Source organism: Paenibacillus solani, assembly GCF_050475945.1.
Lineage (GTDB): Bacteria > Bacillota > Bacilli > Paenibacillales > Paenibacillaceae > Paenibacillus_AQ > Paenibacillus_AQ solani_A.
In genome coordinates, this window is record NZ_JBCMXJ010000015.1 from 551,019 (window position 1) to 569,001 (window position 17,983).

Annotated in this window: 11 protein-coding genes and 2 tRNA genes; 12 read left to right on the top strand and 1 reads right to left on the bottom strand. The window is 44.4% G+C overall.

What is annotated here, in order from left to right; all coding sequences use genetic code 11:
* Positions 1–45: 45 nt before the first annotated feature.
* Complete coding sequence (locus tag ABEQ74_RS17525; protein ID WP_006212016.1) at positions 46–273, bottom strand: alpha/beta-type small acid-soluble spore protein; 228 nt, start codon at positions 271–273, stop codon at positions 46–48.
* Positions 274–420: 147 nt separating this feature from the next.
* On the opposite strand from ABEQ74_RS17525, the gene nrdR reads away from it, so the two are divergent.
* The 12 genes from nrdR to ABEQ74_RS17585 all read left to right on the top strand — a co-directional run bounded on the left by nrdR (position 421) and on the right by ABEQ74_RS17585 (position 17,958).
* Positions 421–900, top strand: a complete 480-nt coding sequence (nrdR, locus tag ABEQ74_RS17530; protein ID WP_053492023.1) for a transcriptional regulator NrdR — start codon at positions 421–423, stop codon at positions 898–900.
* Between the two features lie 168 nt (positions 901–1,068).
* A tRNA-Ala gene (locus ABEQ74_RS17535) sits at positions 1,069–1,141 on the top strand.
* Between the two features lie 685 nt (positions 1,142–1,826).
* Positions 1,827–7,685: an S-layer homology domain-containing protein gene (locus tag ABEQ74_RS17540; protein ID WP_430123396.1), complete on the top strand. Its 5,859-nt coding sequence runs from the start codon at positions 1,827–1,829 to the stop codon at positions 7,683–7,685.
* A 158-nt stretch (positions 7,686–7,843) separates the two neighbouring features.
* Positions 7,844–8,398, top strand: a complete 555-nt coding sequence (locus tag ABEQ74_RS17545) for an ATP-binding cassette domain-containing protein (protein ID WP_430123608.1) — start codon at positions 7,844–7,846, stop codon at positions 8,396–8,398.
* A 286-nt stretch (positions 8,399–8,684) separates the two neighbouring features.
* Entirely contained in the window at positions 8,685–8,822 is a 138-nt protein-coding gene (locus tag ABEQ74_RS17550; protein ID WP_430123397.1) for a hypothetical protein, read from the top strand.
* A 584-nt stretch (positions 8,823–9,406) separates the two neighbouring features.
* Entirely contained in the window at positions 9,407–10,381 is a 975-nt protein-coding gene (locus ABEQ74_RS17555; RefSeq protein ID WP_430123398.1) for a hypothetical protein, read from the top strand.
* A 196-nt stretch (positions 10,382–10,577) separates the two neighbouring features.
* Positions 10,578–11,585 (top strand): alpha/beta fold hydrolase, encoded by a 1,008-nt coding sequence (locus ABEQ74_RS17560; protein ID WP_430123399.1) that lies wholly within the window; start codon positions 10,578–10,580, stop codon positions 11,583–11,585.
* A 162-nt stretch (positions 11,586–11,747) separates the two neighbouring features.
* Positions 11,748–12,422, top strand: a complete 675-nt coding sequence (locus tag ABEQ74_RS17565; RefSeq protein WP_430123400.1) for a response regulator transcription factor — start codon at positions 11,748–11,750, stop codon at positions 12,420–12,422.
* Positions 12,419–13,774 (top strand): ATP-binding protein, encoded by a 1,356-nt coding sequence (locus ABEQ74_RS17570; protein ID WP_430123402.1) that lies wholly within the window; start codon positions 12,419–12,421, stop codon positions 13,772–13,774. Before ABEQ74_RS17565 ends, ABEQ74_RS17570 begins: the two co-directional genes overlap by 4 nt.
* A gap of 131 nt (positions 13,775–13,905) precedes the next feature.
* Positions 13,906–14,853 carry an alpha/beta fold hydrolase gene (locus ABEQ74_RS17575; RefSeq protein WP_430123403.1) on the top strand — a complete coding sequence of 316 codons (948 nt, stop codon included), beginning with the start codon at positions 13,906–13,908 and terminating at the stop codon, positions 14,851–14,853.
* 48 nt (positions 14,854–14,901) lie between these two features.
* A tRNA-Ala gene (locus ABEQ74_RS17580) sits at positions 14,902–14,966 on the top strand.
* Between the two features lie 670 nt (positions 14,967–15,636).
* The gene (locus tag ABEQ74_RS17585) at positions 15,637–17,958 is read left to right on the top strand and encodes a helix-turn-helix domain-containing protein (protein WP_430123404.1); all 2,322 of its coding nucleotides are present in this window, start codon (positions 15,637–15,639) and stop codon (positions 17,956–17,958) included.
* Positions 17,959–17,983: the final 25 nt, after the last annotated feature.

Consider the following 17,983-nt stretch of genomic DNA (forward strand, 5'->3'; position numbering starts at 1 on the left):
CTCTTACCTCGAGCCCCAACACTCCTTTTTTTAAGGAAGAATCAATTATTGACCGGAGTATTGACCAGCCAATTGTTGCTCGGCCAGGGTTACAAGACGCTTTGTGATGTATCCCCCGATCGAACCGTTCTCGTAGGAAGTCATGTTACCTTGGTATCCGTCTTGTGGAATGGAGATACCAAGTTCTTGAGCCACCTCATACTTCAATTGCTCAAGAGCAGCGTTAGCGCGAGGAACAACCAGGTTGTTGGAGTTGTTATTGCTTTGTGCCATGTGTAGTTCACCTCCTTGGGTTGGTAAAAGTATTATGTCTCGCGTTTCGCATTTTCATAACAACAAGAAATAAAGTTTGACTGGTAAATTATTCTTGCCGTTCAATTAACGGCTAAATACGCTTGAAACAAAGGAAGTGAGTATCGTATGAAGTGTCCATATTGTAGTTATGCTGGAACCAAAGTGCTGGATTCCAGGCCTGCTAACGAGAATAAATCCATTCGCCGCCGCAGAGAATGCGAGCAGTGCAGCAAGAGATTTACGACCTTTGAGATGGTGGAGGAAACGCCACTTATCGTGGTCAAAAAAGATGGAAGCCGTGAAGAGTTCAGCCGCGAGAAGGTGCTCCGTGGATTGATACGTGCTTGCGAGAAGCGTCCGGTCTCTGTAGACCAACTGGATATGATTGTATCGGATGTGGAGAAGGCACTGCGTAATACCGCAGCAGCTGAAGTGGAGAGCCGCCAGATCGGGGAGCTGCTCATGGAACGGTTGTATCCGGTCGATGAGGTCGCTTACGTCCGCTTTGCGTCCGTGTATCGGCAATTCAAGGATATCAATATGTTTATGAAGGAACTGAAGAGTCTGTTGTCCAAAGATATGGATACGGACAGTCAGGAACTCTAAGAGCACCGGTCCCTCGATCAAGGTGCTCTTCGGGTGCTCGATTAAGCAAGCCTCATCAGGATAAGTGACATTATATAGAGAAGTAAAAGAGTTGCAGCACGTCTTCGAATATTGCAAAAAAATGTTGACATGCCTGCTTTAATTTTATATGATATAGAAGTCGCTTACGGGGCTATAGCTCAGCTGGGAGAGCGCCTGCCTTGCACGCAGGAGGTCAGGGGTTCGATCCCCCTTGGCTCCATAGAAAAAACGCCACTACGATTTTCGTAGTGGCGTTTTTATGCGTGTTGGGGGGGCGAACCCCTGAAAGGGGGGCGTCCCACGCGGAGGCAGCGATACAAGGGGGCCCCGCAAAGTAATAGGAATAAGCTTCGAAGCTTTGCTTCACTTTGTGGGGTATAGCAACGAGCACGGCATCGAAATCTATCTCAAGGATCTGAAACGTCGATAAAGCATCGTAAGCAAAGTTGATCAAGATTTCGATATCCCCCTAGGCTCCACACATAAGAACCGCCAAACACACGGAATCCGAGTGTTTGGCGGCTTTTCGCAAGTAGAAATAAACCTGATGATTGATCCGTGGTCATAGGTTTGGTCACAGTATCCCCGAACAACAAATTTCTATATTGTTTTGCTGTTTCTTTAAGGACAGAAGGAAGTACATGGGAGCCGGTTGTTCAAGCCTGACGGGATTGTTACCCGAGCTGAAGCAGCTGCCATTGCAGTGAGGGTACTGGAACACTTGACAAATGAATCCATAACGAAGCAAGTCCAGTTTACAAAAGCTTAACATTAAGTTGATCTCTGGCAAATAATCACTTGTTACCCTTAGCTAGTATGCAGATAATTCCTCGGAATTTTGATTCATCTAAAGAGAGGGGTATTAAGTAGTGATTTTGAAGAGGAAATTGAAGAGATGGACATCTATGTTAATTTTGAGCAGCTTGCTGCTGAGTGTGACAGTCCCTGCAGCAGGTGCAACAGGCATTGCAACAAATGATGTAAGCAACACTGATCAAGTATTAATTGAAGCAGATGGAACAGGAGTTGCAATAGGTGAAACAGGAGTTGCAACAGATGTAACAGATGCAACTTATGGAACAGATGCTGAAAGCAATACTGTCCAAGAATCAACTAAAACAGGTGCACTGCTTATTACGGAGATGGTGCCGGATACGAATAATGTCAATGGGGCAGATGCATACGAGTTTGTTGAAGTTTACAACAATACGAATCAACCGGTCAATTTTGATGAGCAATATTATTTTTTCTACAATAATGTTGATCCCTGGTCATTGACAAATAAAGATGTTCCAGTTGTCATTCCGGCTAATGAAGCTGTTGTCTTCTGGATCATGAATGGGAAAAATACAGCGGAAACAGTAGACGGCTTTTTGACTAATTTCTCCTCGGACGTTGATCTTCAGGAAGGCGTGAATTTATTCCGTATTGAAGGCGGCGGAGGAATGGCGAACACAGCTTCGCGTAATCTGCAAATTAGAGAGAAGGCAAACAATACTGTAGTGGTATCAGCTTCCTATGAGGCAAGCCATGTCAAATTGAACAAAGGCATTTTCTTCAGCCATCCAGAAGGCGCAAGTCAAAATATGAACGTTGTTGTACCTGATTCAGGTACTTTGGCCGCGACACCAGGCATAGTAACGACAGAACAAATTACGCCTCCGATCGTTTCGGAAGTACAGCCTGAAATTGTACATACCCCAGGTTCGTTAATTGAAGCAGCCGATTACGAGATAGCCGCAGCTGTCAAAAACTTCTCCGACTTCGAGGAGGGGAAACTGCCGGCAATGGAGCTGCTGTATAAAACTCCTTCTCAAGCGAGATATACGATCGTATCAATGATGTCCAAAGGTGCAGGGCAATTCAGTGCGATTATACCTGCAGTAGCCTTGGTCGAGCCTGAGCTTGAATATAAGCTTCGGGTTAAGGATACAACAGTTAGCTATTCGGTTCAGGTTAAATTGTCTGAATTTGATCCTGAAAAGGCGCCTGAGCTGCTTGTGACTGAGCTATTGCCTAATTCAACGAATGTACCAAACACTTCTTCAGATGCTTTCGAATATATTGAAGTATACAATAATACCGATCAGCCGTTAGACTTTAACAATTATAAGATTTATTATCGATATCCCGATAAAGGTTCTGCGGCTGATGTGAAATGGCCATCTACGCAGGAGAACTTTATAATACCAGCTCAACAGTCTGTTGTTTTCTGGATTATTAATAGCGCGAACAGTAATTATACCGTTCAGGATTTTAATTCATTTTTTAACACTTCACTAGAAGAAAATAAAGATTTATTCATGATTAATAGTGACGGGATGGCTAACTCCGGCCGGCGTGCAGTTGTTATTAAGTCGAATATCGGCAAGGAAATTTCAGCTGCCTATTATGATGCGGACCAATTGTATGATGGTGGAGTTAAAAGCGACGAAACGAAAGAGGATCGAGGAATTCAATATAAGTATCCGGTCAACGGCAGTACACCAATGATCAAAGCAAGCTCTGGCATTGAAATGGCTTCGCCGGGCAAAATTGATTCTTCCCAGGTTCCTGCTGTCCCTAAGCATGTTATTCCCGATACGATTGAACCAGTGGTCACTGACCTTACAGGCGTAACCCAGATCGATCAGTCCCAAAAGCTTGATCTTAAGGTTCAAGCTGAGGATGACAACCAAATTACTTCGGTAGAAGTATTCGTACGTTCTGACAAGCAAACTGATTATGTCAGTCATCATTTAATGCAAGATTATAACGACAAACTGTATCATTATGAGCTTCCTTCCGCTGATCTAATAGGCAGAGCATATGTGGAATATTATTTCAGTGTGTCCGATGGAACGAATACAGTAAATACAAATATTCAAAAAGTGGAGATTGTTGGCGGGCCAGACCAATCGCCTCTGAGACTTAATGTGAAAGACGGCGATATTATAAGCGGCACTACCGTTTTGAAGGGCACCGCACAAAATGCCGGCCAAGAGCAATTAACTTTAAGCATTGACGGCAAAGAGATAGCTGACAAGAACACGTCTCATGCACTTGAGAATGATGCTTACTTTGTATTTGAAGCTAAAAATGTAGACTATTACTTTAAAAACGGGATTACGATGGGACCACCAGAGCTTGGCGATGCATCCATTCTGTATACGTTTATGGATCCTATTCCGAATTATACGACTTTATCTTTTCCAATCCCTTCTGAGCGTCTTCAGCTTGGCGACGACAATGTGATTTATATCCGTGCAGGGTCTAAGTCATCGCCGTTTGATCCCCGACCAGAGGAAAATAAAGATGATTTCGAAATTAAAAATATTCGGCTTTTGCTGGCAGATGGAACTGAAATTAGAGATCCGTTGTATGCAGAGCGCGATAAAGAAATTAAGATGGGTGACAGTGCAGGCAAGCATGAGTGGATTGGTTTCCAATTCACGCTGGAGCCTGAGATGCTGAAGTCTAAAGCGTATGAATGGGATACAACAGCAGTGGCAGATGGCAGTCATGAGATTAAAGTGAAACATGAATCCAATGAAGTAACGGCTAATGTTTCGGTCGACAACACAGCTCCTTTGATTCAACCAAGTGTGGAGGAGGGAAAGCAATACCGCGGTCATTTTGAGATTAGCGCGGAAATTTCCGATGTACTGTCGGGCGTGGATCAAGTAGAAGTGAAGCTGGATGGGCAGAATATTTCGCTGCCGTATGCAACCTCATCCGGTAAATTAGATGGCGGTTCCCATACGTTATTTATTAAAGCAACGGATAAGGCAGGCAATACGGCTGATAAGACAGTTCATTTCGATGTACCGAATGAGAATCCATATGCTCCAGTGCTTGTAGGGCCGGTAGACGGGAAAAGCGGTATCGGTAGCAATACAAGCTTGACTGCGAAGGTGGAGGATCCGGAAGGAGATGCACTTGACGTCTCTTTCTACAAAGGCTACAAATATGACGGCAAGCATAGAAATGGCTTCGAAGGCTTTAAGCATGCATCAGATACGGAGCCGCCTAAAGTGATGATTCCAAACGGAGAGCAGGCGCTCACTGATGATGACTATGCAAAAATTGGCGCTGCAGACGGGCAGTATTTGGTTAATGATGCTGTGGAGCAATTCCCGTATCAGCGTTATGAAATCAAGCTCGATCCTTCGGTGAAATCAACCGATCAAGCGGTTATAGAATGGAAAGGTAATTCCCTTGAAGGGCGTAAAGTAAGCTTGTATGCATGGAGCTACTCAAGCGAAACATGGGAGCTGCTGAGCAACCAAATTGCAGGAACGGAAGATTTTGAGCTAAAGGCGGTTGTACAAGCTGGTGATTATGCAAAAGACCATACGATTCAAATCTTAGTTCAAGACGAGATTGCTGCCTACTCATCACCATCGCCTGTTACAGAAGACCGATATGATTTTACCATCGGATGGATGTCCGATACACAATACTATTCCGAAAGCTATCCTCATATTTATGAGTCAATTGTACAATGGTTTGCAGATAATAAAGAGCGAATCAATCTACAATATGTTATTCATACCGGTGATATTGTGGATAAGGAATATCAAGAGTATCAATGGGAAGCAGCAGATAAAAGAATGAAAGTGCTGGAGAATGCCAATATTCCTTACGGCGTATTAGCAGGCAACCATGATGTCGGTCATCAGAATAATGATTATACGAAGTATTATGAATACTTTGGCGACTGGCGTTTCAAGAATATGCCAACGTTTGGCGGCTCCTATAAAAATAACCGCGGACACTATGATCTAGTGTCGGCAGGCGGGAATGATTTCATTATCGTCTATATGGGCTGGGGGCTTGCTGATGAGGAAATCGAATGGATGAATGAAGTCGTCTCCCAATACCCGGAACGTAAAGCTATTCTAGCCTTGCATGAATATTTGCTAGTATCGAATAACCGTGCACCGATTGCAGATAAAATCTATGAGAAGGTCGTAGTACCGAATAAAAATGTATTTGCAACATTGTCAGGTCATTATCATGATTCACAGCTAAAAGTTGATGAGCTGGATGATGACGGCGACGGTACAACGGATCGGAAGGTTTATCAAATACTTGCCGATTATCAAGGAGCGGCAGAAGGCGGACTTGGTTTTATTCGGCTTATGCAATTCGATATCGAAAATAATAAGCTTCATATGAAAACTTATTCACCTTATTTGAATGAATACAATTACTATGATCCAATTGAATTCCCTGGAAAGGATGAATTCTCGCTTGATCTGGATTTGCAGCCAAGAACGAAGCGTGTTGCCACTGACTATATCGGTGTAAAGATATACACCGATCGGCTTATTGGCAACATCAACAATGTGCCAAGCGGTACAGAACCTTCGGTTAATTGGAAAAATCTGAGCGACAATACGAACTATCAGTGGTATGTAAAAGCAGAAGATGCTAACAGCGGCATGGTAATGTCAGATATTTGGGGCTTTCAAACGGGTGAATCAGACGGATCTGGCGGTACTGGAGGCACGGGCGGATCAAATGGCTCTGGGGGATCAAGCGGCTCTGAAGGATCAACAACTAATCCTAATCCTAATCCTAATCCTAATCCTGAGCCGGGGGCATTGCCAATTGTAGAAAATGGTACAATCAAATTCGAGCCTGGCATAGCAAACGGCGAGTATATAGTGGACCGCACAGCTATGGAGAAGGCGATGAAGCAATCGAATAATGGGAAGATTGGTATCCATATAGAGGATAAAGTGACAAGTGGCTCCAATATGAGACTTGAGCTGGATGCTGCCGCATGGCATGAAGCAAAGGCCCGCAAGCTGCTGCTTGAAATCGTGACGCCGTCTATATCGGTGAAGGTTCCGGCTTCATCATTGCCAGATCATACGGCCGATGCTAATACTATCGTGTTGGAGCTTGAGGCTTTATTGAGTAAAGTTTTTGAGAATTTACAGAATCCTTGGGTCAAAGAGGGAGATAAACTCAATTCAACAGGAGTTGCATACGGGCTATCTCTTCGCATGATTAAGGATGGTAAGGAGACTTTGATTCAGCAGCTAAAAGAACCAGTGACAATTGCTATCACATTGACAGATGAACAGCTTCGCCAATTAAATATCGATTTTGCTGGCGTATATTCTTTGATTAAAGGAGAAGCCAGTTATATTGGCGGCAAATTTGCGGGCAACACTGTAACCTTTACTGCTGATCAATTATCGCAATATGCTATTTTAGAATTTTATAAAAATTTTGATGATGTAACAGGAAGCTGGGCTGAGCCGTTCATTATGAAGCTTGCAGCGAAGCATATTATCCGCGGTATAGACGATCATCGTTATGGTCCGCAGCGGAGCGTATCGCGCGCAGATTTTGCAACACTTGTCATTCGCTCTCTAGACATGCCGGAGACGGATAATAATTCCCGCCCTGTATTTGGCGATGTACCGGAGAATGCTTATTATACCGATTATGTAGCTAAGGCTGCAGCCTTGGGAATTGTTCAAGGCAGCGGCGGCAATTTCCGTCCAATGGATACCGTTACCCGTGAAGAAGCTGCAGTTATGATCGCTAAGATGGCAGCTTACATGGGAAAAACGAAGAAGAATGAGGCTTCGAATTCTTCCTTCGCAGACATCGGTCTTACATCCTCATGGGCAGTTGATGCTGTAAATGAAGTGAAGACGCTTGGTATTATGAGCGGTAAAGTCGGCAATCGTTTCGATCCGAAAGGCCATGTAACACGGGCGGAACTTGCTAAGATGTTGTATCAGGTTCTGAATCTTGAGTAAAAAGAAAAAGCTGTGTAAAACAATTAAAAAGTTAACAGTTTAATAATGTTAAATAATCCCCGCCAGATGTAATGGACAGCTTTCCGAAGCCGATTTCGAAGCTGCCCATTGCTTGGCGGGGATTTTTGTATGAGAGGGAATAGAAATTATATAAAACCATAGGAACTACTTGTACCTCGAATAAAACGCTATCTCGTACGCGATCGACAGATGGACCAGAAGCTACCTGTTCGTATACGGCTAGGGAGAATATTGCTATGGGGCGATTGGATCGCTTGACCGATGATGCCGGCATTAAGGAGGCAGCGAATCAATCGGGTGCAGGAGAGCTGTTAAGCCGTTTGCCTGAAGGGCTGGACACAGAGTTAGGTCCGATGTTCGATGGTGGATACGAGCTGTCAGGCGGGCAGTGGCAGAAAATTGCGTTAAGTCGAGCGTATATGAAGGATGCCCAGCTGGTCATTCTTGATGAACCAACCTCGGCGCTTGATCCTAAAGCAGAGGCAGAGATTTACGATCACTTTGCTAGTCAGTACGAAGGTAAGACGACGATCATGATTTCGCATCGCTTAAGTAGTTGTCGTCATGCTGATCGCATTATTGTACTGAAGGATGGCAAGATCATTGAAGAAGGAAGTCATGACGACTTATTACATAAGAATGGACAATACGCTGAGATGTTTCTTACGCAAGCGAAGAGATATACAGCATAGCTGATAGGTGGAATATGCACTAAGGGTAGTATGGAATTGATAACATTGACGTCAAGTCCTTAATCATTGAAGTCATTTTAATAGAAACAGCAGACTGAGATTCCATCCTAGTCTGCTGTTTCTTATTTTGGGATATAACACTAGGTTCGAAAAGCTAGTAAAGATTGCTGTTATTGTTGGGGGGCTTCGCTATGGGTCGTATCCTAATTCAAGAGAAAGCTATAACGCCGGAGATTGACAGTGTCAAAGCGAAAGAGGATTCGAAGCGGGTAGAGGATCAAATCAATTGAAGAAGTGGTTGATCACTAATCAGAATGACATGTTTGGTAATCTGTACACGGATGCTGATGATAATTATGGAAAGAAGATCGGAAATCAGGTTTCGGAGATTGTTCGGGGAGATCTTGAGCGTCTATTTATGTGAATCAATTGTGAGAGCAACGTTCCACTTGAATGTAGATAGGTGAAACCTCAAAAGGTCTAGCTCTAAAGGGCTTTCCTCCCAGTTTTCTTAAGGTACAAACTCCAGTCGCTCCACTGGCAGCGATGAGGTCAGGGGTTCGATCCCCCTAGGCTCCATAAACTAAAGAAACCGCCAAACACAGGAATTTTCAAGTGTTTGGCGGTTTTTTGCGTTGCGTATTGAAATCTGTTGATTGATCCGTGGTCATAGGAAATAACGTGTTTAATTGCTGTTTTAAATGAAGACTTAATCAACTATCTCTTTCAAAAAGCAATTGCTTGTTAATTATCCGCTTCCCTGAAATAGATCTTTTTGGGGTGGATTTGTATTAATATGAAAGTTTAACTCTTTATAGATTCAATTGTTATTTTTGATAAAAATAAGAAGGTATTTCATTTATTTTGTCAAATAAGTAAAAGAAATTATTTTTAGATAATTTAGTATAATATGTTAATCATTCGTGCGAAATAGTTAAGCATCATAGATAGCTAAATTAGGTATTTATTTAAGATGTAATTACTAAATTCCGATGCGGGGGATAATTAATGTATCTACCGATTCAGCCAGTAAGAGGAATCAGCACGGATTGTTTCCAAGACCTCATCATTTCCACGATGATATATTTGGGGCTGCCTTATCAGTTGACATTTTCAGAATCCATGGGTTTTAACTTTGTACAGCATGATCGCAACGACTTGATTGGAAAATGTATCGTTAATAACAAATATACTTCACTGGATTTATTGAGGGGCTTTCATGGAGTCTTGTTGAGCAAATCTACATTGCAATCTTCAGAAGAAGTATATGACATCATATTGAATGAATTGCGGCAAGACATGCCTGTCATCATTTATTTAAGCTCATATTGGAATCTTTGGGGAAATCCTCATGCGTATCAAACGATCGATAGTGCGCATTTTTGTTTAGTGAGCGGTATTGATAAAGATCATCTGATGTGTGTAGATCCTACCTTTGGAAAAGAAATGAAATCGCTTCCATTTAAGAACTTTTTTGAAGGGAATAATGGAGTTTGTTTTACTTTCAAACGTGTGGAGCCTGAGATCAAAGACACCAAGGACGTTTTTTTGCGAGTGATTAATAATGTGATATCCAATAATAATTATTTAGCGTTATATGATTTGGCGAATGCTATAGAGTCTCAGGAGAATTTAAGGCATGAATTTGAAGGGTTTCATGATTTTTGGGCAAGTGATTTTTTCCAGGGAATCGATACCTTGTTGTTTAGCAGGTTATATTTCCGTAAGGCGATAGAGTTTCTATCCCAAATCATCGATGATAATCCAATAAGCGCAAAAATGCCTCAATTGATAAGCTGCTGTGAGCAATTATCGAATGGGTGGGAGATTGTTCAAAAAATGATTATACGAGATTATCTGGATCTTGAACTTGTTAGACATAACAGATCTATAAGAAAAATGTCGAATGCAATTAAAAAAAATGCTGAACTTGAAGAACAGCTAGTTAATGAACTGATTGAGATGAAAAGATTGCTCGTCTAATTTCGTTATAATTAAAGAACCCGCTAAACACAAGATTTCCGTGTGTTTGGCGGGTTTTTGCTATGCATTGAAAGCTAAGAATATGGTCTGTTCATATTCCGTTCATATTGACGTCATAGAGAGTACATATCCGTCATGTAAGATTTCCTGGAAGGTTTGAAGCTATTAAAACAGACAAGGTCAGGAGTCGATACATATGAAACGAAGTGAGGACATAAAGGGGAAGAAGGATCCGGCTACAGATAAGAAGTCAACCCCAATGACGAGAAGAGTTCTTATGCTCTTGCTGAAAGCAATAGCAGTATTGGCCATACTAGGAGTTATATTTATAACAACTGTTTTTATTGTGGATAAGGTCGCTACTAAATCGGAGCAGGGGAAAATACAATCCTATGGTCAACTAGTGCCTGTAGACGGTAAAAGGATCAATACTGTGATTCAAGGAACAGGGGAAGAAACAATTGTGCTCTTGCCTGGCTTTGGAACAGCGGCGCCAGCCCTTGATTTTAAGCCGTTAATAGATGAACTAGCACCGTTCTACAAAGTTGTGGTGATTGAACCTTTTGGTTATGGACTGAGTGATACAACCGACAAAGAAAGAACGACGGAAAATATCGTGAGTGAAATTCACGAAGCTGTGCAGAGCCTTCAAATTGACCGTTACATTCTAATGGCTCATTCCATTTCCGGCCTGTACGGATTAGATTATGTGAACAAATATGAGAACGAAGTGAGTGCGTTTGTTGGACTCGACAGCAGCGTTCCAACGCTTAGCGAACAAGAGGTTTCATCTTCAACATTAGGGATATTAAGCCTAATCAAAAAATCCGGGTTCACCAGATTATATGCGAAACTAGGCGATGACCCGTATGCTGAGCTGCCCTATGATGATGAAACTAAAGAACAAATGAGAATGCTTGGTCTCAAAAACATGTTAAATCCAAGCCAACTAAATGAAATTAAGTGGATGCCTTCTAATTTTAAAGCGGCTGAACGTTTAACATTCCCACATAAGCTTCCCGTTGTTTTCTTTATCCAAGCGAATCATCCTGTAACGGATAGATGGGTGCCTGAGCATGAAGAGCAAGCAAAAGCTTCTGTTTATGGTAAAGTGATCACATTGGAAGCAGATCATTACTTGTATCGTACCGACGCAAAAGAAATTGTAGAAAAATTCCGGGCATATATGGAAGGAATCAAATAAGAGAAGCTGTTGCGGCATCTTGTGCAAGGGTTCTTGCATAGGATGCCGTTTGTTTTTACGCATTCATCAAAAAACTTCTACAGCGCTCCACCTTTATGCACGGTAATTGCTTTATAGTATACTGGTTACCAAGTATAGCGAGGGAAGAGAGGGAACGGATGAATGCCTACGATATTAGTTGCTGATGATGATGTGAACATTCGCGAACTCGTCTGCTTGTTTTTGCGCAATGACGGATTCGATACCGTAGAAGCCGCAGACGGCAAGGAAGCGATGGCAGTATATAACTCGACTAGAGTCGATCTTGTCGTGCTTGATATTATGATGCCGCTTATGGACGGCTGGGAGCTGTGCAGGGAGCTTCGAAAAGCTAATCCTGACCTCCCGCTGCTAATGCTGACGGCAAGAGGCGAGACATGGGAGAAGGTAAAAGGGTTTCAGCTGGGTACGGATGATTATTTGACGAAACCATTTGATCCGCTGGAGCTGACCGTTCGCGTGAGGGCGCTGCTGAAGCGTTACGGAGTCAGCACGACGCAGACCATCCAGATCGGCAGCGTCATACTGGACCGGCAGACTTATAAGGTGACGAGGGGGTCAGAATCGCTGGCGCTCCCGCTAAAGGAATTTGAATTATTGTACAAGCTGGCGGGCAAGCCTGGGCAAATCTATACGCGCGAGCAGCTGATCGATCAGATTTGGGGAATGGATTACGCTGGTGATGAACGGACGGTCGATGTCCATATTAAGCGGCTGCGCGAACGGTTCGCGGAAACAGCTGATTTTCGGATCGATACTGTGCGGGGTCTCGGTTACCGGCTTGAGGTATCTCCATGATCAGCTCCTTATACACCCGTATCGTATTGACCTTTCTGGTGTCTGTCATCGGGGGGACGATCATTGCCACGTTTACTACATCGTGGCTGTACAAGGAGAAGCTGAACGATAACCTGATGCTCAACGTATTCCACTTCGGTGAAGACGTCTCACGGATCTACGATGCTTTGCCGCCTGCGGAGGCGGAAGCGTATGTCCGCGGAATGAAGCAGCTCCATTCCTACTATATTCGCATGTACGACCAAGGCGGGCAGATTCAATCATTCGGGGAGCTGAACGGTCAGAGCGTATCAGAAGTAACACCGGAGCAAATCAGTCGAGTGCTGGCTGGAGAAGTGCTTCAGATCAGCTCGCAGGGAATAGTGCCTGTTCTGATGGGCATGCCTCTTCGCACAGAGACAGGAACGAAAGCCATGTTTGTAGAGCCGCTTGCGGCCTCCTCCGTCTCACTGTTGGTGAGGTTTTTAACCAACTCCTTAATAACCGGAAGCTTGCTCATTCTGATCGCTGCCGTATTTCTGGTCAGGCCAATCAAGAAGCTGACAGAAGCAACCAAGCGCATTGCGGCGGGGGACTTCAACGTCAAGCTGAATATTAAGCAAAAGGGGGAGCTGGGTACGCTTGCCCGCAGCTTTGAGGAGATGATGCGTGATCTGAAGCAGCTGGAACAGATGCGCAAGGAGTTCGTATCAAATGTATCGCATGAGGTACAGTCACCGCTCACCTCGATATCCGGTTATGCTATAGCGCTCAAGCAAGCAGGCATCCCTGAGAGCGAGCGCAATCGCTACCTCGATATTATCATCTCCGAAGCGAAGCGCATGTCCAAGATGAGCGACAGTCTGCTCAAGCTAAGCTTGTTGGAATCCAGCACACAGCAGCTGCGAGTAACTGAGCTAAGGCTTGATGAGCAGATCAGGCGGGTCATTGTAGCGATTCAGCCGCAATGGTCAGCACGGAGCATTAGCTTTGACATGAATCTGAAGCCTATACCCGTCACGGCAGATCATGACCAGCTTAACCAGGTATGGACCAATATTATTGGCAACAGCATCAAGTTTTCCGAAGAGGGCGGCACCATTCACGTCAGTATGAAGCAAGACGCCAAAACCGTAACCATCCGCATAGCCGACGCCGGTATGGGCATCTCCCAGGAAGATCAGAAACGTATATTCGAGCGGTTCTTCAAAGCTGACCGTTCACACAGCCGCAAGTATGACGGCAGCGGCATGGGGCTCGCCATTGCGAAGCAGATCGTATCGCTTCATCAAGGACACATCCGTGTCGAGAGCGAGCTTGGACGGGGGGCTGCTTTTATCGTCACCTTGCCGATTGCATCCTCGTCAGAGTAGTCTCAATATTTTGGGCAGCCGTTCATATTCAGTTCATATACGCGTCATCGTCCGTACATCTTCATCAGATAAGCTTTCTATACGGCTCGCAAAGGCAGCCGAATGATCTGGAGAAGAAAGGTGTAGGTAAGATGAAAAAGTGGCTGAGGATTCTGCTCAAAACTTTAGCAGTAATTCTAATATTGATTGTAACTTTTATCGCGATTGTATATATCGTGAATGTGGTCAGCAACAAGACGGATCAGAAGAAGATTGAGGCATATGGACAGCTTGTTCCCGTAGACGGCAAGCATATGAATGTGCTCATTCAAGGGGAAGGCGAAGAGACCGTCGTGCTTCTGCCGGGTTATGGAACAGCATCGCCTGTTCTGGACTTCAAGCCGCTCATAGATGAGCTGTCGCCTTATTACAAAGTGGTAGCCATTGAGCCATTCGGATACGGATTAAGCGACTTGACCGATAAGGACCGCACAACCGGAAATATCGTTCAAGAAATTCATGAGGCGCTACAAAGCCTTAACATTGACCGCTATATCCTGATGGGACACTCGATTACAGGTCTATACGGTGTAGATTATGTAAGCAAGTATAGGGATGAAGTTACTGCATTTATCGGAATCGATACCAGTGTTCCAACGCAGGGCGGCATGGATGTCGAATTCCCGATCAGCAAATTCAAGCTGCTCAAAAACTCGGGCTTTGCCAGATTGATGTTGAAATTTAGTCCCGATCCTTATGAAGGTTTGCCTTACGATGAAGAGACCAGAAAACAAATGAATTTGATCCAGCTCAAAAATATGTTCAACCCGTCCATCTTGAATGAGATGGAGCATATCTCCTCGAACTTTAAAGAGGGCGAGCATATGAAGTACCCGGTTGATCTTCCTCTGCTGCTTTTTGTCGGAAGCGATAATCTCTCAGAGGAATGGGTTCCGCTTCATGAAGAGCAAGCGGCTAGTGTAGAGAATGGCAAAATGGTAGTTTTCGATACAAGCCATTATGTACATCATACGAAATCCAAGGAAATTGCGGAGAACTTCAGACAGTTCATGGAGGACATGAAGGAAGCATCATTATAGCTTAGATTTGAAATCTGCATTGATAGAACAGTTTTTGGTAGTGAAACCAGCAATAGTGGGAGAGCCCATCGCTGGCAGCGATGAGGTCAGGGGTTCGATCCCCCTAGGCTCCATACATGAAAACCCTTGATGCTATATCATCAAGGGTTTTTTGCTTTTTCTAATAAGTCATAAGTATTGTTCGAAAACGTCATTGGAGACGAAAATTGAGCATTATGGAGATGAGTAATTATTTTAGGTCATAAGAATTCCTCGGTATAGGCGAAAAGCCAGGTTCTTAAGGTCTAAAGTATCGGAAACATTGACCGGGCAGAATGTGTTCACGTTTACGGTTCTAAACCGCTTTGTATTATAGGGTTCACCATTACGGCGGATGATTAAACAAGTATGGTCGAATGTGTTTTGATACGAGGACTGGCGATTGTATCAGGACCAACTGCGTTAAAATATTGATTTAATGAAAAAAACTGTCGAATTATGGTGACTCGTTGCTATAATAGTCTTAAATGGAATAAACGATGTAGTACCGGGCGGGGGGATGGACACCAGCCGATGCGGGACAGGCAGAGAAATATGCTGGCATGCTGCTTTTATAAGCTTTTTGCAATGGGTTGCATACACGTGTTTTTTAAGCGAGTGTCCGTTTGGAAGCGCCTTCTCTATGACTGTCGTGTAATCGAACTAACCTTATGAATGTCAGGCTGATAATCGAAGGCATCATCATGTATGAAATCATAGAAATGATATTTCCATTGATAGCTTATATTGCGAGGAGCCTTTAACATGAGAACAAAAGATGATCATTGGATAACCCGGAGTCGATGGTTTATGAGCAAGCCGTCCTTTTACCGGAAAATGATATGGATTGCTTTACTGTCATCGATTATTCCGGTTATGATTTTGGGAATATCCAGCTATATCATGACAATGAGGATGGTGGAGCGTGACGCCAGTCAGGATGTATCGCAAATTTTGAGCTATACTTCACAGACGATCGATTCGGGACTCGATCGTATCCAGGATAATTTGATTCAGATGCAGATGGGAAGCTTCTTCACCTCTGATTTTAAGGAGCAGAAGCATAGCAACTACGCGGGCTTCTATGCGAATGTATATCAAAATCTGGCGGCGTTTAAAAACGGGAATCCCCAGATCAAGGATATTTCTCTGTACACGCTGGACGAGAACTATTTTATATCTGCTACATATGGCGGACACAAGGTGGTGGCAGAGGAAGAAAAGAAGGTGGCTCACCAGATGCTGAGCAACAAGCAGCATTTGTATTGGAAGGCGGGATATTCAATTAATGGGACAGACGCCAACGGCATAACGATTGTCAGTGCGGTCCCGCTGCATACCAATGATCCGATCGGCTTTATCCAGATTACGATGGATAACCGGATGTTCGAGTCTTTGGCCAAGCCATTTGTCAAATATGCCAATGAGCGGATGTACGTGCTGAACGATAAGGGTGAGCTGGTCTTCCAAATGAGCGACGCTTCGGTACCACAAGAACTGTACAAAATGATAACGGTTACAAATACAGAGCATCAAAAATTTATGTACCCTTTGGAAGGAAAGGAATACCTCGTCACAACGAAACTTTCCCCCGTGTACAATCTGCTGTACATCAACATGATCCCAACCGATGAATTGTATAGCAGCTCGCGCTGGATTGCCGGCATGACGCTGGTTCTGGTCGTGGCCGTTATTGTTGCAGGGACTGTCCTTGCATGGCTCGGAGCGAAGAGAGCCTATCGGCCGATCAAAAAACTGGTGTATCAGGTCAGCGGCAGCCATGCGGACGATATGGGCATGGATGAGATCAGCTATGTGAACAAGCGTTGGACCGAGATTAACAGCAAGGCGCTGGAGCTGGAAGGACAGCTGAATGAGCAGCTGCCCATTATCCGGGAAATTTTTGCCCTGCGGCTGATGGAAGGGCAGTTTACCCATGACCGTCACGAGCAGCTGGTTGCGCTGCTGCGCAGATACAGCATCCCTGAGTTGCAATCGGCGGTTGTATTTATCATTGCCTGCGACCAGTTTGCGGAAGAAGCCAAATTCCAGGAGTCCGATAAGGATTTGATTCTGTTTATTATGAAAAATATTACGTCCGAGATACTGGAGCAGCGGAAACTTCAGGGGATTGTAATCAATGCGTTGAACGATGAGGTGGTTGTCTGGCTCTGGACCGAGGAAGCAGAAACGGAGGCATGGGAGCACAATCTGCGGTCGGCTGTGGAAGAAGTGCGTCAGCAGATCGCTCATTACCTGCGCTCCCCCGTGACGATTGGCCTCAGCAGAAAGGCCGATCAGGTGGAAGAGTTGCCGGATTTGTACCGCGAGGCTCATCTCGCTATTCATTCGCGTATAATTCATGGCGGCAACCAGATTATCGAGAGCAAAGGCCTGACGAACTCTATGAACTACCGGTATCCGAGCGAGCTGGAGGCCCATTTCACCGATTCGCTTCAGGTTGGCAATTTTGACGAGGCCGAGCGCATGCTGCAGGCGTTCTCTGATAAAGTGAGGTCGGCTGTTCATAATCCCGAACTGATATTGATGTCCTATGACCAGCTGCTGTCAACGACACTTCGAACCGCTTATCTGATGGAGATCGATTCCGAGCTTGTGGTTGGCCGGCCGGTAGTGGACCTGTACAGCGAGATGAGAAGGTGCTCGACGATCCAGGAGCTGGACGACTGGTTCAAGCATGAAATTGTAGAGCCGATCATTATGTCGCTGAGCAATAAAAAGAATCAGGAGTATGAGCATCTCATTCAAAAGGTAACCCAATACATTGTCGAGCATTACCATCTGGACATTTCCCTGGACCAGTGCGCGCAGATCTGCAATTTAAGCCCTCCGTATCTCAGCAAGCTGTTCAAACGAGTGATGGGTATTTCCTTCATTGAATATTTGACGCAGGTTCGGGTTGGCAAAGCAATGGAGCTGCTGGTGACGACGGACCTGCTGGTGAATGAAATAGCCGAGCAGGTCGGCTATAATCCTAAAAATTTCATTCGGGTGTTCAAAAAACAGACCGGGCTGCCTCCGGGCCAATATCGGGATGTGAACACAAAACAACGCTCATACCAATAACGCTCATGCCGCAATGGACTTGCAA

What these genes read in the sequence shown, in the direction of transcription:
- ABEQ74_RS17525 (WP_006212016.1), bottom strand. Translation starts at nt 273, where the DNA reads ATGGCACAAAGCAATAACAACTCCAACAACCTGGTTGTTCCTCGCGCT.
- nrdR (WP_053492023.1), top strand. Translation starts at nt 421, where the DNA reads ATGAAGTGTCCATATTGTAGTTATGCTGGAACCAAAGTGCTGGATTCC.
- ABEQ74_RS17540 (WP_430123396.1), top strand. Translation starts at nt 1,827, where the DNA reads ATGTTAATTTTGAGCAGCTTGCTGCTGAGTGTGACAGTCCCTGCAGCA.
- ABEQ74_RS17555 (WP_430123398.1), top strand. Translation starts at nt 9,407, where the DNA reads ATGTATCTACCGATTCAGCCAGTAAGAGGAATCAGCACGGATTGTTTC.
- ABEQ74_RS17560 (WP_430123399.1), top strand. Translation starts at nt 10,578, where the DNA reads ATGAAACGAAGTGAGGACATAAAGGGGAAGAAGGATCCGGCTACAGAT.
- ABEQ74_RS17565 (WP_430123400.1), top strand. Translation starts at nt 11,748, where the DNA reads ATGCCTACGATATTAGTTGCTGATGATGATGTGAACATTCGCGAACTC.
- ABEQ74_RS17570 (WP_430123402.1), top strand. Translation starts at nt 12,419, where the DNA reads ATGATCAGCTCCTTATACACCCGTATCGTATTGACCTTTCTGGTGTCT.
- ABEQ74_RS17575 (WP_430123403.1), top strand. Translation starts at nt 13,906, where the DNA reads ATGAAAAAGTGGCTGAGGATTCTGCTCAAAACTTTAGCAGTAATTCTA.
- ABEQ74_RS17585 (WP_430123404.1), top strand. Translation starts at nt 15,637, where the DNA reads ATGAGAACAAAAGATGATCATTGGATAACCCGGAGTCGATGGTTTATG.